Annotated in this window: 14 protein-coding genes and 1 pseudogene; 2 read left to right on the forward strand and 13 right to left on the reverse strand. The window is 55.4% G+C overall.

The features are described from left to right. The first annotated feature begins 13 nt into the window (after positions 1-13). Positions 14-823, forward strand: coding sequence for a 3-methyl-2-oxobutanoate hydroxymethyltransferase (panB, locus tag AC0L7U_RS13160; protein ID WP_473691294.1), 810 nt, complete (start codon positions 14-16; stop codon positions 821-823). 56 nt (positions 824-879) lie between these two features. Here panB and AC0L7U_RS13165 read toward each other — a convergent pair whose 3' ends face one another. The 13 genes from AC0L7U_RS13165 to AC0L7U_RS13225 form a co-directional block, all read right to left on the reverse strand. Then, entirely contained in the window at positions 880-1,782 is a 903-nt protein-coding gene (locus tag AC0L7U_RS13165) for a flagellin (RefSeq protein WP_473691295.1), read from the reverse strand. 10 nt (positions 1,783-1,792) lie between these two features. Then, complete coding sequence (gene flgK, locus AC0L7U_RS13170; protein ID WP_473691297.1) at positions 1,793-3,160, reverse strand: flagellar hook-associated protein FlgK; 1,368 nt, start codon at positions 3,158-3,160, stop codon at positions 1,793-1,795. Positions 3,161-3,205: 45 nt separating this feature from the next. Beyond that, complete coding sequence (locus AC0L7U_RS13175) at positions 3,206-3,670, reverse strand: hypothetical protein (RefSeq protein ID WP_473691299.1); 465 nt, start codon at positions 3,668-3,670, stop codon at positions 3,206-3,208. A gap of 31 nt (positions 3,671-3,701) precedes the next feature. Beyond that, positions 3,702-3,956: a hypothetical protein gene (locus AC0L7U_RS13180; RefSeq protein WP_473691300.1), complete on the reverse strand. Its 255-nt coding sequence runs from the start codon at positions 3,954-3,956 to the stop codon at positions 3,702-3,704. A gap of 5 nt (positions 3,957-3,961) precedes the next feature. Further along, entirely contained in the window at positions 3,962-5,248 is a 1,287-nt protein-coding gene (gene flgE, locus AC0L7U_RS13185; RefSeq protein WP_473691302.1) for a flagellar hook protein FlgE, read from the reverse strand. Between the two features lie 11 nt (positions 5,249-5,259). Then, positions 5,260-5,931, reverse strand: a complete 672-nt coding sequence (locus AC0L7U_RS13190; RefSeq protein ID WP_473691304.1) for a flagellar hook assembly protein FlgD — start codon at positions 5,929-5,931, stop codon at positions 5,260-5,262. 486 nt (positions 5,932-6,417) lie between these two features. Then, positions 6,418-6,696, reverse strand: a complete 279-nt coding sequence (locus tag AC0L7U_RS13195) for a hypothetical protein (protein ID WP_473691306.1) — start codon at positions 6,694-6,696, stop codon at positions 6,418-6,420. Positions 6,697-6,793: 97 nt separating this feature from the next. Beyond that, complete coding sequence (locus tag AC0L7U_RS13200; RefSeq protein ID WP_473691307.1) at positions 6,794-7,231, reverse strand: flagellar export chaperone FliS; 438 nt, start codon at positions 7,229-7,231, stop codon at positions 6,794-6,796. A gap of 4 nt (positions 7,232-7,235) precedes the next feature. Continuing rightward, entirely contained in the window at positions 7,236-8,663 is a 1,428-nt protein-coding gene (gene fliD, locus AC0L7U_RS13205; protein WP_473691309.1) for a flagellar filament capping protein FliD, read from the reverse strand. Then, complete coding sequence (locus AC0L7U_RS13210; protein ID WP_473691311.1) at positions 8,605-8,958, reverse strand: flagellar cap protein FliD N-terminal domain-containing protein; 354 nt, start codon at positions 8,956-8,958, stop codon at positions 8,605-8,607. Before AC0L7U_RS13210 ends, fliD begins: the two co-directional genes overlap by 59 nt. A gap of 135 nt (positions 8,959-9,093) precedes the next feature. Next, on the reverse strand, positions 9,094-9,327 hold the full coding sequence (locus AC0L7U_RS13215; RefSeq protein WP_473691313.1) for a flagellin: 234 nt from the start codon (positions 9,325-9,327) through the stop codon (positions 9,094-9,096). A 37-nt stretch (positions 9,328-9,364) separates the two neighbouring features. Continuing rightward, entirely contained in the window at positions 9,365-10,648 is a 1,284-nt protein-coding gene (locus AC0L7U_RS13220) for a flagellin N-terminal helical domain-containing protein (RefSeq protein ID WP_473691315.1), read from the reverse strand. Between the two features lie 138 nt (positions 10,649-10,786). Next, positions 10,787-11,593: an RNA polymerase sigma factor gene (locus AC0L7U_RS13225; protein ID WP_473691316.1), complete on the reverse strand. Its 807-nt coding sequence runs from the start codon at positions 11,591-11,593 to the stop codon at positions 10,787-10,789. A 761-nt stretch (positions 11,594-12,354) separates the two neighbouring features. On the opposite strand from AC0L7U_RS13225, the pseudogene AC0L7U_RS13230 reads away from it, so the two are divergent. Continuing rightward, a pseudogene (locus AC0L7U_RS13230) lies at positions 12,355-13,719 on the forward strand (efflux transporter outer membrane subunit). Positions 13,720-13,732 lie beyond the last annotated feature (13 nt).

Raw genomic sequence — 13,732 nt, forward strand, 5'->3', positions numbered from 1 at the left:
GGGGGAGTGCCGCATGAGCGCACAAAAACAGGTCCGACGCATGAGCGTGACCCAGATTGCCGCCCGCAAGGGCAAAGAGCCGATTGTCGGCTTAACGGCCTATGACGCGCAGTCGGCTGCACTTATTGATCCGCATTCGGATTTTCTGCTGGTGGGCGACAGTGTCGGCATGGTGGTGCATGGGCTCGACTCAACCATTAACGTCACGCTGGACATGATGATCCTTCACGGCAAAGCCGTGGTGCGGGGATCATCGAGCGCATTGGTGGTCGTGGATCTGCCTTTCGGCAGTTATGAAGAAAGTCCTGAAGCGGCCTTTCGGGCGGCAGTGCGGGTGATGCAGGAAACCGACTGCGGCGCGGTGAAGCTGGAAGGCGGCAAGCGCATGGCCGAAACCATCCGCTTTCTCACGGAACGCGGCATCCCGGTCATGGCGCACACGGGACTGACCCCGCAATCAAGCAACGTTATGGGCGGGTTCAAGACGCAAGGCAGAGACGAGAGCACTTGGCACCTGCACGAAGAAGATGCGCAGGCTGTCGCCGATGCGGGCGCGTTCGCAGTCGTGCTTGAAGGCATGGTCGAGCCGCTGGCCGCCCGCATCACCGAGCAGGTTGCCATTCCGACCATCGGCATCGGTGCGTCAGCGCGCTGCGATGGTCAGGTTTTGGTTCTGCCGGACATGCTGGGAATGACGCCAAGGGTGCCGAGGTTTGTGAAAGTGTTCGCCAATGTCGGCGAGCAGATCGATGCAGCTGCCAAGGACTATGCCGAAGGGGTCCGGGCACGGACATTCCCCTCTGACGATGAAGTCTACAAATAACAAAAAGCCCGGGAGTATTTGCCCTAGGGCTTTGAACGTTCAAGGTCGTTCGTTCGTTATTTCAGATAGTTGACCAGTGAGAGATTAGCGATCTTGCCGAGAGCAGAATAGCTGGCGGTAAGCTGGGTCTCGTAGTTGCTGGCTTCTGCCGCAACACTCGCAATGTCAACCGATGTCAGATCGGTGGACATTGTCTCCGCATTGGCGACATAGGTCTGTTCGCTTTCGATCTTGTCTGCGATCGAAGAGGCTTTGTAGCTGGTGGTGCTCTGCTGCGCGATGATTGCGTCCTGAGCGCTGGTCAACAGTTCGCCAGCTTGGGTGATCGTGTCGGAATCTGCATCACTCGCGCTCAGATTGCTCACGAAAGACATGGCCCGGATAGCCTGCTCGATGCCGGTGTCGTCGCCGGGAATGCCATAACTCATCGACTGTGTTGCACTGAGGCGCACAGACTGGATTTCGCTGTCGCCAGCGTAATAGTCGGTGTTGGCGGTGTCGAGATCCGCGACGGTGTAGCCATCCAGGGAAACTGGTTTTGTTTCGGTTTCGGACCCGGCGAAGAGATAGCGCCCTTGATACTGTGTGTTGACCGTGCTGGCGAATTCGTCCAGCAGGCTCTTCATTTGCGTCTGCAAAGACGACAGGTCGCCGGAACTTGAGTATTCCGACATGGCGCTGCGGGCGCTGGTCAACAGGTCGTTCATACTACCAAGAGAGGCATACATTGTCTCCAGCCGATCCTGTGTCGTCTGGGCGGCGTCGATGGTCGAGTTGGCACGCTCGATCGAGGTTTGGAGGTTGACCACCTTTGATGCGTTTGTGCCAAGCCCGGCATAATCGCTTGAAATCAAACCACTCGACTGCTGGACCTGTTTCTCGGCGAGCTTCGCCTGAGTCTTCAGGGCATTTTGCATGATTGTCGACGACAGGCCGAAAGTTGCAACACGGGTTACCATCTACTTCCCCTTACTGAACTGCGGCAAGCAGGGATTTGAACATTTCCTGGATCGTGCTCAGGATCTGCGACGACACCGAATACAGGTTTTCCAGTTCCGACAAATGCTGCGTTTCCTCATCCACGTTGACACCGTAAAGCGACGAAATCGTGCTGGAAACCGTGGTCAATTGCGTATTTGCGGTGTCCAGTTGGTCGCTGGCGGCATTGGTCTGATTGACCACTGACCCCAGAATGCTGGAGGCGTAGGAGGCGAAGTCGGTTGTCGTTGCGGGCAGGTCGCCAGATTGGGCAAACGCGGTCTGGCCCTGCAGCACGTCGAGCAGTTTTGTCGGTGTGTCTGTTCCGCTGGCCAAAAGCAGGCTCGGGTCGCTGACGACATCGGCGTTGACGGTAATGTCGGCCCCCGTCGTGCCGCTGATCAGATCTGGCGAGACCGCATTGAATTGAGTAGCAAGATTGGAAGACAGTTCATCCAGACTGCTTTGCACGTTCGGCAGCGTCGTATCACGCAGATCAAGCAGGCTCGAAATACTACCCGATTTGAGTGATGAGGTAATGTCAGTGCCATTGACAGTGATGCCGGACAGACCCGACGACGTGCCGTCATAGGATTGATTGGCTGTCATGGTGCTGGCATTATTAAATGACAGTTCATGCACCGAATTGTCGACCAACACTTGGCCGCTTGTGGTGTAGACCTTCATCGTGCCATCGGAACCACTGAAACTGGTGACATCCAGATAGCCGGACAGTTTTACCAGTGCCTGGTTGCGGCTGTCTTCCAGATCGGCAGTGCTGTTGCCGTTGGAGCGTGCCGTCACGATCTGGTCGTTGAGACTGTCGATCTCGGACAATGCCGCATTCGCATCATCTACATTGGACGCAATTTCAGTATCTGCTTGCCCGCGCAAGCCCTGTACGGTGGATGAGATGTCGTTGATCTGATCCGTGACTGCCTGAAGCGCGGTGACCGCGCCTGCCGCCAGACTGGAGCTCTCCGGCGTATTCGACAGGTTGGTCAATGTGGTTTCGAGATCGGCCAGCGTGCTGGATAACGACGTGCCGGATCCGTCTGTGACGTTGCCCATGGCAGTTTGAAGAGAATCCAGATAGTCCGCCGTGTTCTGGGCAGCCGCCGTATCGGACGTGGCGGAGGTCAGTTGCGCGATCAGCAGCTTGCTGACGCTCGATGTGATGGAGGAGACCTCGACGCCGGACCCGTTTGCTCCCGTTACGGTGGAACTGAGGTTGGCGGTTTTTTTGGTGTAGCCATCCGTATCGGCATTGGCGATATTGGCGGACGTGACCGAAAGCTGCACCTGCGTAGCGGCAAGCGAACCTGATGCGATCTTGCTGGCTGCATTAAGAGAGGTCATGGGCGGCCTGTCTGTCGTGGTGCGGGGGAGGTCACGTCAGGCCGATCAGGCCTGATAACCGCCGCGAATGGAAATTGGATGCGATGTAGAATTGATGCTGGTGCCGCGGCTACCATAGCCCGATGGGCTGACCTGGCGTTCTTCCCGGATGGCCCGCATGATGACTTCGATGCGATTGCGGTTCACAGACATGGCCTTTTGCAATTTGGCAGCATTTTCTGCCAGGGCCGTTGCCAGCACCTGATTACGTTCGATGAAGGTGTCGAACAGTTCCCGGTTGGCTTCGATGAGCAGATTTTGCTGTGCTGCAAAGCTCTTGGTCGCATTCTCGTATTCGGAGATCAGCGATTGCTTGCGCGTCAACAGGTCATCAAGCTGTACTGGGTGTTGTTGGTCCAGCCGCTCGTTTTCTTCATTGGTCAGCGCGAGCAACTCGTTCGCCACGTCGATCATGTGTTGCACGACGGAATCAAGTTTTTCGATGGTTTCGGAAGACAGCGAAATGGGCATCTTGGCCTCGGCTTCGTTGGAGCGCTGATACTCAGCGATGATACTTGTTGAAGGAGGCGTGCCGTGCATAGGCATTGGCCACTTGCGAGGACTGGAGAGACCGCGACATGGCCTCTCCAACCTCTTTCTGTCCCGTCTGCATCTTCGCAAGAAGTGCTTCGAGATCTTGTTTCAGAAGCAATAGCCGCACATGACGCGTTTGCGACGGAGGGTCCTTCTGGACCTGTTCAATCTCCGAAATGATACGCCGAAGATCCTTCTGGTGCTCCTGAACCTCGTCAGACATGTTCCTTACCGAACAGCCTGAAGAAGGGAATCAAACATATTGCCTGCGGTAGACATGATTTGCGAGGAGGACGAATAGGCCTGCTGCGCGGAGAGCATGTTGCTGAATTCCTTGGAGGTATCAACCGTACTGGCTTCCAGATATCCGCCGTTGATGTCGCCGGCACCACCTGTGCCCGCTACATGAAGAGTGCTGTCGCCGGAGCTGGATGAGCGTGCGTAGATACCATCGCTTTCTTCTGACATGCCGTTAGCATTGGCGAAGGTGGCAACCGGGATCTTGTAAATTACACGCTCTTCACCATTGTCGAAGAATGCGGTCACGGCACCATCATCACCGATTTCGACTGACGACAGTTCACCGTAAGCCAAACCGTCCTGCGTAACGGATTTCACAGTAATGTCGGGGTTGGAGGTGTCGGTGGAATACTGGGTCAGACCATCGGTCGCATCAGCAGTGCCAAGGTTCATGGAGATATCGCTGTCAGCAGCGCCCGTCGTCCAGCCTGTGATGTTGTAGTTGACCTTGTCGACTGTCTGTTCTGTGCCGGATGCATCTTCCTGTGTCAGCGACTTAAGGGAGCCATCTTCATTGAAATTGATCGTCACCGGGTTCATTTCGGTCGTGCCGATCTCTTCGCCTGTTGAGGCGGAGACCGGGTTTGAGGCCGTCATGGTCCAGGTGTTTGCCGCAGTCTTGTTGTAGGTCACGGAAACGGTGCTGGAGGTGCCGAGAGAATCATAGACTTCGTAGGATGTACTGAAGCTGGAACCGACTTCTGCATCCGCAGGCAGATTGGCCTGCATGGTTGCGGAAGTGGTGGCGTCGATTGAACTGGTGACTGTGTTGACGTTGATGGCCTTTAACGAATCTTCATTCGTGCCACCGTCGACTTTGCCGTCAGCATCCGTCGCCCAGCCCATGAGGTAGTAACCATCGTTGTTCAGGTAGCCTGAATCATCGACCGAGAACTCACCGTTTCGGGTGTAGTAGACCGACCCACTGTCCGTGTTGTTGGACACCACGAAAAAGCCTTCGCCTTCGATGGCAAGATCCGTGTCGCTGCCGGTCGCATTCAACAGACCCTGCTCACTGACATTGGTCCTGGCAGATGCGATAACGCCGCCACTGCTGTCGTTTGCGCTGCCTGCAACCAGGCTGGAGAAGCTGGTCGACGTCGACTTGTAGGCCGTCGTCGAGGAGTTCGCGAGGTTATCGGAGATGTTCGACAGAGCCTGGCTCTGTGCGTACAGGGAGGATACCGCGGAATTAAGGGCGCCCATCAAACTCATGGCTTAAACCTTCACGATGCGAGAATAGAGAGAACACTGTCGACGGAGACGCTGGCGTCTCCGATTTTAAGCACTGATTCATCCCCGGATACGTCCACTGCCGTGACCTTGCCGGTGATTGTCGTCGAACCGGAAACATCGTTTCCGTCAGAGTCTTTTGCGTCGACGCTCAAGGTGTAAGTTCCACCATCCGGAAGCTGGTTGCCGTCGCTGTCGGTTCCATCCCATGTAAGGGAATGGGTGCCCGCGTCGTTGCTGCCTGTTCCGCTCCAAACGACGTTGCCATCTTCATCGGAGATATTGAGGGTGACGTCGGATGCATTGCTGTCGAGCGTATAGCCCCACTCCGCACTGCCATCGGCGATGGAGTTGGTGTTGCCATTTGCCTGGACAGTTTGTCCGGCGTAGCCCATGCCACTGGCCGACATGACCGAGGACATGGAGCCAACGATCGAACTGAGCTGATCCGAGATGCTGGACTGAGTGTCGTAGCTGGCAAAGCTGACAAGCTTGTCCATGTAGGCACTTGGATCCGTCGGGTTCGTCGGATCCTGATTCTGAAGTTGTTGAACCATCAAGCTCAGGAAGTCATCTGTAGAAATTCCAAGAGACGAGCTCGTAGAGCTGGTCGACGTGCTCGTCGCTGCTGCAGTGCTTGTCGAATTTACAGTCGAAATGGTCATTTGCCACTCGCTTTACTTGAGAGGATCCGCATTTCTAACTTATTGATAAAAATGACGGTTCGCAAAAGTGCCTTTGTAAAAAGAAACGGATGAAAAAACCTAATCAGGCGCACTTTTTTTACTGCCTGGACGGGCAAAATGTGCCGGGTAAAACATGCCGAGCGCGTGACGTTTCACAGTCAGAAAGAGGAAGGATTCCCGCCACAGTTTCTTACCGAGGTGTTAATCACCAAGGTGCTCGGCAAAAGCTTCCCTGTAAAAAAATTCTGACACCGCGCCTGTAAATCGACTGGCGGCGCGCTCTCAGGCCAAATGCGCTGTTTCTTGGGGAGGGGATGAGTGGATTTGGGACACAAAAAACCCTCCGCCACGGGACGTGGGGAGGGCGTTTCAGTTTCATTTCAAGCGCGGTCTGACCTGTCTCTGGTAAAAGCGGTCGGGCAGCTTGTATCCATCTGCACCATTGCAAGACGCAGAAGGAGCGTCTTATACGACGATGCCGCGGCGATAGGGAGACTGTTGGGCCTGTGCGGTTGCCTCGTCTGTTGCAGAGGTCGCGCCATAAGCAGATGCACCTTGGCTCGCTTGCGTGGCCGAGTTTGCCTGCGTGGAGGTTGCAGCGTCAGTCTCCGCTGCTGGTTTCTGCGTCGTTGCCTTGTCCACGATACGCTGGGACAGGTCGGCAGGAGCGCGGACCGAAAGAAGATTGTTAAGCAGCATGTCGAATGTCGTCTCTGCCAGAGGTGGGGCGGGACCCTGCATCACACCGCAGGTATCGCCTTTAAGCTATTGTCAGGTCCGGACACTTGCCCGGACCATGTCTTTCATAAAACGCACAACTGGCGTTCTGGTTGCATTTGCCTCAGGCAGCGACAGCAATCGCCTGATCAAACTCCTGCTCATACTGCGCCCAGTCGCGTGCAGAAAGGCTGGTCATATCTGACCAGGAGTTTCGTAGGGCCAGCAGGCTTTTGGCAAGCTTGCGGTAGCGCTCGACAGCATCTTTCTTGCCGATCACATTGGTCAGCGCCGCGATGTTGGAGGTGTACATAGCCAGAAGCTGTTCGGCCATTTCGCCACCCAGATCCATGTCAAGGTTCTGGCGCAGGCCGCGCAGGACGTTGACGGCACTCTGGTTGTGCAGGAAAGCCTTTTCGAACTGACGTTCGCGGGTGGCTTGTGCCGACTTCAAGATCTCGTTGAGAACCTTGTCGTAAAGCAGAGTCACTGCAGCCAGGGGAGGCATTGTCGTGGCAGCTTGCTGATAGGCATTGATAGCGTGGTTCAAAGCATAGGACATAGGCTTAATTGTCGCTGTTGGAAGATTGATCCAGAAGGGCGGTGAGATAGTCGAGGGTCGAGTTGGCCTGCTCGATCGCTGCCTGATATTTGGCGTATCGTGTCGCAAGCGTGCTGCGGTAGTCCTCTGCGCTGGACATGATGTCGTCGTAGCTGCTTTGCAGGTCCGTGTTCGTGTCGGTCAAACCGGTGATCAGGTCCTGAATGCTGCCACTCGATGTGTCCGAATAATCGCTGATCGAGGTGTAGAGCTTTTCCATGATCCCGGAGGAAAAGGTCATGTCAATCGTCTGGTCCGTGTCGCCGGTGTAAACGAAGGTCATCCCTTCGTAGGCCGATCCTGTCGCACCAACGATACGTGTTCCGCTGACCGTGAACAGGCTGTCATCGCCATTCACAGAGGCCCCTGCCAGATTGCCGTCTGCATCGACAGTTACGTCCAGAGACAGGCTGTCTGGCATGGAGGACGGACGTTTGAGGATCGCGATGTCATCCGACGTGGACGTGTAGGTAAAATCGAGGAGCTTGTGAACTGCGTCCAGGTTGTTCAGAAGCGAATTGTTCAGCGTGTCTTCGTCCAGTTCAAGCTTGTTGTTCTCGTCGTAGGACAGGCCAAGCGTTGAAAGCGAATCTTCCCCGATCACTGTGGCGAGCGCATCCGCGACGGCCTTGTTCGCCGCACGCAGGGTTGTGTCGCCGAACAGGGTCGCATCAGAGGATGCGCCACCAGAGGAGGACAACTCCTGTTGCCCCATCGCCCAGTCGCGATAAGCATTATAGGCATCGACCAGATCCGTTACGCCGGACTTGATCGTTGTCAGGTCGTTAGAGACCTCAACATTGATCGAAGCGTCAGTATCGGTTTGCTGGTACAAGGTAAAGGTCACCCCATCGATGACATCATCAAGGGTGTTGGATGAACGCGTGATCGCAACACCGTCCAGCGTGATTTCGGCGTTTTGTTCTTGCTGAAGCTCATCTGTCCAGCTTCCGTCACTTGCCTGCAGCCCAAGATCCTGCGTGAGCGTGCCGTCGCTGTCGGTGAGTTGAATTTCCTTGCCGGTGTCCTGTGCCGTCATGATCAGACGGTAATTGCCATCGGCCACCTGCAGAACGGATGCCGTGACATTCGTGGTGTCGCTCTGCTTGTTGATGGCTTCTGCGACTTCGGCCAGGCTCATGTCGTCGGTAATGTCGATATCGGCAGTGTCGCCGCCATCAAGCCCAACGGTCATCGTGCCACTTAACCCAAGATCGGTGCTTTTGTCGTCCTTGGTCGCTCCGGCAACTTTTTGCGCCTGGGCAAGCTGATTGATCTTGAGATTGTAGTCGGTTAGTTCGGCACCGGGGTCTGTCGTGACAACGACGGCGCTGTCAGCATCCACATCCCCATATCCGGTCAGATAGGCCTGGCTGTGCGTCGAAGGCATCATCGCTATTGGTGATGCTGTCAGCGGAGCCGCGAATTTCCTGCGCGGCATCGACGATACCCTGGAGCAACGTCTGCATGTCGGTATAGGCAGAAATCTTGGCGTCGTTTTTCTGAATTTTTGTTTCGACCTGGGTCGCAGGAGCCTCTTTGGCTTCAACCGCGGCTTCAATCAGCGCATCCCAGTCAATATCCTTGGATGAGGTCGAGTAGTTGATCGTCGAAGTTGTCGAGGAGCCTGTTGTGGTCGCGCTGTTCGCAACACTGCTTGCGGACGTGCTGTCTGTCGTCGTCGCCATGTGAATGCCTCATCCTCTATGGGGCGCGAAAGGGTGCTCATCGACTTCAGGGTTGTTGAACCCTTGCGGAGGCGGGGGCCGAAGAGTGTCCTCGGCTCCCGCGATCCATTTTGGTTTTCTAAAGCGTAACCGCTGTTACTGAAGCAGCTTCAGCAGGTTCTGCGGCATGCTGTTTGCCTGCGATGCAGCGGCCACAGCGGCCTGAACCTTCACGCTCGAAGACGACAGGGAAGCCTGTTCGGACGCAATGTCGACATCGGAGATGGTCGATGCAGCAGCCTTCAGGTTTTCCATGCTGGTGTCGATCTGGTTCGAGCGGAACTCGAAGCGCGACATGGTCGCACCCATTTCGGCACGTGCGTTCGACACGGAGTCGATGGCATCATCGAGAACCGACAGAGCTTTCTCAGCACCGGACTGCGTGGAAACGTCGAGGCCATCTACGCCCAGGGACTTGGTTGTCAGCGAGTCGATGGTCAGTGTGATGGTGTCGGAAACGTCCGACCCGACAACGACTTTTGCACCGGTCGTGGCTGCGTCTGTTGTCGTGCCAGTTGCAGTGGTCTCGGCCATGGCCAAGGCTGGAAGCATCGAACGTTGCACTGCCATCGGTGGTGCTGAAGTTCGAAACCGATACAGACTGATCCGAACCCGTCTTCGCGCTGGTCAGCTGCAGGTTGCCATCGTCGTCAACAGATGCGCTGACATCGAAGTTATTTGCAGCAGTCAGCTGGGCATTGATCGCATCTGCAACGTCAGAGACATTGAGGTTCTGTGCGTCGGTGCTTGCAGCGTCGCCAAGTGTGATTGTCGTGTCGTTGACGTCAAAGCTGACAGTGTTGCCTGCGGAGATATCGAGCGACGTATCGGTTCCAGCTGTTGTCGTCGCATTGGTTGCGATGTCAACAGAAGAGCTGTCGTTGGTAAGGGTCGCGCTGACACTCGAAGTGGAACCTGTCGTGTTGTCCGTCAGGACGAGGTCGCCATCGCCATTTTTCGATGCTGTAACGCCAACATCGGCAGTGCCATTGATCGCAGTTACGAGGTCATCGACAGTGTAGGTCTTGTCGGAGCCGCCGCCATCAGCCAGTGCCACGTCAACAGGCGTTCCGCCATCTGCCGTGATCGACAGGGTTGCGGACTTACCACTCGCAACGGTGATGCCGACATCGCCTGCATCATAAGTCACTGCAGCGCCTGTTGCTGCTGTTTCCAGGCTGGTCGAGTTCAGTTCAGCGGCCGTCTTCGTCGAATCGTCGGAGAAATCGCTGGTGCCGTCCAGAAGGCTCTGGCCGTTATAGCGGGTCGACGTCGAGATGGCATCGATTTCATCGCTGAGCTGAGAGAATTCAGCCTGGATGTACTTGCGCTCTGTATCAGTGACCGTGCCGGACGCGGAGTTCGAAGACAAGGTCTTCATGCGCTGCAGGATGTCGCTGATGTTCGAAGCACCGCCATCGGCGGTCTGCAGGATCGAGATACCATTCGAGGCGTTCGTCGATGCCTGTTCCAGGGACGTCACGTCCGCGTCAAGCTTGGTGGAGATCGCAAGACCAGCAGCATCGTCAGATGCCTTGGTGATGCGCGAGCCACTGGCCAGCTTGGACAGCGAATTAGACATGTCCGAGGAGTTCGAGTTCAGGTAGCGAACGGCGGTGTTCGCGGCGGTGTTAGTCGAAATAACGGGCATCTTCCACTCCGTACGTCTTACTAGAAGCCTTCCCCCCATGTGGGAAGAGATCCGGCGCGCAACCGACGCGCTTGATCATGGAACGGAGTGAGGGGGCAAAATCAGGCGCATTTAAATAAGGGGAAATAGTGTGTATAGTTAAGTATTTATAAACATCGCCAGGATCTCGCTGCCTGTCGAACGCAGCAAACTGCGCAGCTTCTGTCGGCCGCGCTTGAGCAGAGACTCGACCGCAGCAACGCTTGTATTCATGATTTCGGCGATCTCTGCATTGCTGAGGTTTTCCATGTAGGAAAAAATCAGAGCGATACGTTGTTGCTCGGGAAGTTTGGCGATTGCATCGTTCAGAGCAGCGCTTGCTTCCTGCTGGACCAGATCATCCACCTGGCTGCGGCGTCCGTCATCCACCTCCGGCAGTATTTCCATGGCTTCGGTCTTGGGCTTGCGCAGAAGATCGATGCAGCGATTGGTGACAACACGAAACAGCCAGGTTGAGAATTTCGCTTTACCGGTTTGCCAGTGCTGGCGATGCGTCCAGACCCGCAAAAAGGCTTCCTGCACCACATCCTCGGCATCAGACGAATTATGAAGGATACGGAAAGCAACGGCGTATCCGCGGTCTACATGTCGGTCGACCAGGATTTTGAAGGCACTTTGATTGTCTGTTCCAATCTCGACCAGAAGCTGATCGTCGGTCATGATGGTGAGGAGTGAGGCATCCGGCCGTGCTTCAGCGGTGGCAGGTGCAGAGTGGGCACGACTCTGCTCTGGCTCCTGAACCGGAGCTGGTAGCTTTTCTTTCTGATGCCGAGACGTCGCTCTACTCATCCGTTGACCCTTGAGAAACAGTCCTTGCAAGCAGACCTTGCGGTTTTTCTCACTGGTTGGATTTACAATCGAATTTGGTTTTAGAAAAGTAAATAAAATCAAGTATTTGTCAGGCATTTATTGCCGATTGACCGGCAATAAATGCCTGATTTACCGTAAAATTGCTCAGTCGGGTGTCGCTAAATTGCCGTTAAAGCACTGATATTATTGCTGGTGATGGAAGTAACAGGCATTGAAAAGTAGACGGGCATTACACCGTAAAAATGGCAAGGTCGTAAAAAACAAGGGTATTCTGCGGTGAACCGCGGGCTTGTGACCGGCAAAGCCATTCTGTTTGTCAGAAAGTGTGTCTATTTGTGTCTCGAATAGAGCTTGGGAATTGTTTGAATTCACTAGGGCGATTTTGCCGGGTGGGTCTGCAAAAATCGTCAGAAGTAAGCGGAAAAAATGCTTATTGTGGACAATAAGTTCGAGTTTTCGCCGCATTTTGGCGATTGGCGCGGCAAAACCGCCCCCGTGGCGACTCGTTTTGCGCCACAATGTTACTCGAAAGCTATCGGTCTGAGGTTGTCTGGAGCGTGCAAAAGGGCAGAATTCGCACGAGGATCGGATACCTTTTGTTACAGTTTGGTCGTTGACTGAATTTACATTTTATCAATAGTGACGAAGAAACAAATCCTGATGGCGGCGCAACTGGGTTCAGTGGCGCTTGTTTGCCTCTCCATGGTGGTGTTTGCGTGTGCGTCCTGATCGCTCATGGAACCCGGATATTTCAGGCTGCCTCTGCATCGGGCTTGTCCAGCCCTGGACTTTAGGAACCCGGTGAGGTGATGAAAAAAGTCGGTCAGTTAGCGTTTTGTCTCCTGTTGGGAGGGTGTGTGGTTGGTCCTGATTATGTCCGTCCGCCGATCAGCCTTCCGGCGCAATGGGGCAGTGGGGCTCTAGACGCACAGTCGGCGCGCTCTGCGTTGCCGGACTGGTGGACACAGTTCCGCGATCCGATCTTGACCCGCCTTGTCGCCTCGGCCATCAAAGGCAATCTGGACCTGCAATCAGCGCGGGCCGCTGTTTTGGAAGCGCGGGCCAATTACCGTGAGGCGGTGGGTGACAGCTTTCCCGATGTTACCGGCGACGCGTCAAGCACCGGCAGGCAAAACGGCTTGAGCAATGGCCCTGTCACTTGGTCTAATACATTATCTGCGGACGCCAGTTGGGAAATTGATCTTTTCGGTGCCAAGCAGCGTGCACGTCAGGCCGCTTTTTACCGAGTACAAAGTGCCGATGAAGAATTACGCGATACGCTTGTCAGCCTGATTTCGGATCTGGCGACTTATTATGTGGAGGCGCGGGGCTATCAGGCTCAGATCGCATTCTCCCGTGAAACAGCAAAATCGCAGCAGGAAACAGCTGATTTGACCCGGCGGCGGTATGAAGCCGGCAGCACCAACAATCTTGATGTGGTGAAAGCAGACGGCACGGCAGCGTCAACGCGCGCCCGCATCCCGAGTTTGCAGGTTGCCTACGCACAGGCTGTTCATCGCATGGGCGTGTTGACCGGCCAGTCTCCGGATGCACTACAAGGCTTGATGTCAAGGAAACACGCGATTCCGCGCCCAAGGTTGCCTGTTCCAGTTGGCATTCCTGCGGATGTTCTGACAGGACGCCCAGATGTGCGGGCGGCAGAGCGCGATCTTGCAGCAGCAACGGCAGACATCGGCGTGGCGACAGCGGCGCGTTACCCCTCGGTCGGCTTGAGTGGCAGTGTCAGCACGTCGTCGGCTGATGTTGGGCAATTGCTGCAAGCCTCGTCGCTCGTCTGGTCGTTCGGGCCGAGTGTTTCCGTCCCGCTGTTTCAGGCGGGCAAGTTGAAAGCTGCCGAAGACGTTACCAAGGCGGAGCGAGACTAGGCCTACCTTACCTTCAAGAGCACAGTCTTGAATGCGCTCAAAGAGGTCGAAGACGCTCTGGTTGGTCTGCACAACACCGCGACGCGGCTGCAGAAACTGCGACAGGCTGAAAAGTCTTATGACGACGCCCTCAATTTATCGCGGGTTCAGTATCAGTCTGGTGAGATCAGTTTCCTTGATGTTTTAACGGCAGAACGCGCGCAATATTCGGCGGAAATCAGCCGAATTCAAAGCCAGGTTGATCTGGCAACTTATTACATTTCGCTACAGCGCGCCCTTGGCGGCGGCTGGCAAGGCACAACCCGTGTGGCATCCAAACAGCGTGCGGCGCATTAACAGACAAAAGCAG

The organism is Roseibium sp. 10G30-5, from assembly GCF_055809635.1.